The sequence below is a fragment of the Limnohabitans sp. Rim28 genome (assembly GCF_000293865.2).
In the GTDB taxonomy this organism is placed as follows: domain Bacteria; phylum Pseudomonadota; class Gammaproteobacteria; order Burkholderiales; family Burkholderiaceae_C; genus Limnohabitans_A.
This window is the reverse complement of record NZ_ALKN02000040.1, coordinates 1-2,245: the sequence shown is the minus strand read 5'-3', so window position 1 is coordinate 2,245 and position 2,245 is coordinate 1. Positions and strand designations below refer to the sequence as shown.

1 protein-coding gene is annotated in these 2,245 nt (G+C 61.2%); it reads right to left on the bottom strand.

Annotated features, from left to right (window positions below):
* Positions 1-2,245, bottom strand: a 2,245-nt coding sequence (locus B472_RS16725; RefSeq protein WP_019426684.1) for an Ig-like domain-containing protein, incomplete at both ends; no start/stop codon positions are given.

The following is a 2,245-nucleotide window of genomic DNA, read 5'->3' as shown; positions in this document are numbered from 1 at the left end:
GCAGCACTCGTGCCCGTCAGGCTGTTGGCGCTGGCCGTGCCCAGGAAGTCCACCACGCTGCGGTCTTGCTGGCCGCCGAAGATCACGTAAGCGCGGCCAACATCGGCGTTGCTGCCGATGTCCACACCGGGTGCCCCTACCAAGAGATCGGCAAAGCCGTCTCCGTTGATGTCGCCGGCGGCAGACACGGAATGACCAGATTGGCCACCGCCTGATTCACCAAGGATGGCAAATCCGCCAGTACCTGCAGCGACGGCCGAAAGCTGCACCAGCGTGTCGTTGGCGCGGCCATACACCACATAGCTTGTGCCGATGTTGGACTGACTCGACGAGTCAGCCAAAAAAGCCCCGATCAACACATCGGCCAGACCGTCGCCGTTGATGTCACCCGCCGAGCTGACACTGTAGCCAGCGTTATCGCCATTCGCTTCACCTTGGATCGCAAAGCCACCCGTGCCGTCTGCAATGTCGCTCAGGCTCACTGCGCTGGTGTTATTGCTCTTGCCAAACACCACATAGCTGCGCCCGGCATTGGGCAAACCCAAGCTGCTGCTGTAGGCCCCGATCACCACGTCAGCCAAGCCATCACCGTTGACATCCCCGGCGGCGGCCACGTTGTAGCCTGACTCCCCTGCATCAACCGCCTCGCCGGTGATCACAAAGCCCCCCAACCCACTGGCCACATCGGTCAGGTCAATGGCGGTGTTGCCGGTGCGGCCAAACACCACGTAAGACAGCCCTTCCCCGTTGTTGGCCCACGGAGCGCCCACGACCAAGTCGGTCAAGCCATCGCCGTTGACATCGCCAGCGGCAGATACAGAAAGCCCACTTGCATCGACTGCGTTTTCACCCTGGATGACAAAACCATCGGTGCTGACCGACAGATTGGTCAGGTCTAGGTTGCTGCGGCCCAGTTGCCCATACACCACATAGGTGTTGCCAGCCATGTTGTTGGCGCGATACGCCCCGATCACCAGATCGGCCAGGCCATCGCCATTGATGTCACCCGCTGAACCCACGCTGTTGGCCGATTCGTCACCGGCGTTCTCCCCGGTGATGGCAAAACCCAGGCTGTTGTTGCCGTTACCGATGTCGTCCAAGTCCACGGCCGTCGTGCCGTCTTTGCCATACACCACATAGCTGCGGCCATTGGCGACTCCACCAGCGTAACCCACAGCACCGACCAAAAGATCGGCTTTGCCGTCGCCATTGACATCGCCCGCAGCAGAGACGGAATAGCCCAGGTTGTCGTCTGTGTTTTCTCCATGAATGGCAAATCCGCCGCTGCCAGCGGCCAGGTCGGTGGCCTCGACGGCCGTGGTGTTGGCTTTGCCAAACACCACGTAGGCACTCCCAGAGTTGTTGCCAAAGGCATCGGCATAGGGCGCGCTGATGACGAAATCGGCGTAACCGTCACCGTTGACATCCCCCACACCGGAGACACTGAAGCCTGATTGATCATCCGCTGCAGCGCCATTGACCACAAAACCCCCATAGCCATTGGCCACCTGATCGGTCGCTATCCCGTTGCCTGACAACAAGGTCGCAAAGTTGAGCGTACTGGTGTCGGTGCTGGCAATCCCGGCAAACGCGTTGTCCGTTGTGTCGCGGATGGCGGTGCTGCTGATCTGCACCGCGTACTGTTTGCCGGCCTCCAGTGCGGCCGTGGGGTTGATGGTCAGCGTGCTGTCCGAGATGGACAGTTGTCCGCCATGGCTGGCCACGTTGATGACCACGTCACTTGCTCCGTCCAGGGCCTTGAGCGTGATCGTGCCGCTGCTGCCCAGCGCAATCGCTTCGTTAAAGGTCAGGGTGATGTTGGCATCGGCACGCAAGAACTCCTGGTCACCCGGTGTGCTGGACAACAAAGTCGGTCCAACGGAGTCAATCATCGTCAAGCCGTTTTGCACAAACACCTGGGTGCGGGTGCTCTCGCTGGTGTAGACGTTGTAGGTGGTGCCGCCTGCGGTGACCGTGCCCGAGGAAGCATAGCTGTTGTCATGGAGGTCCACCGCATCGCCCGCATCACCCGTGACCACCAACTGGCGGTAGGCCATGGCGGCAGCCAAGGTGTAGGTGCCACTGGCCCAGTTTTGCCCGTCGGCCGATGCGCCCAGACGGATCAGGTTCATGCCTGCCATGTCCTGCACATCGCGGGCCGAGAGTGTGAGCGTGTTGCTTGCGCTGTCGCTGGCCAGATCGATCGCTTCGATGCTGCTGATGCGCGAGAAGCCCCCCGGTGCGC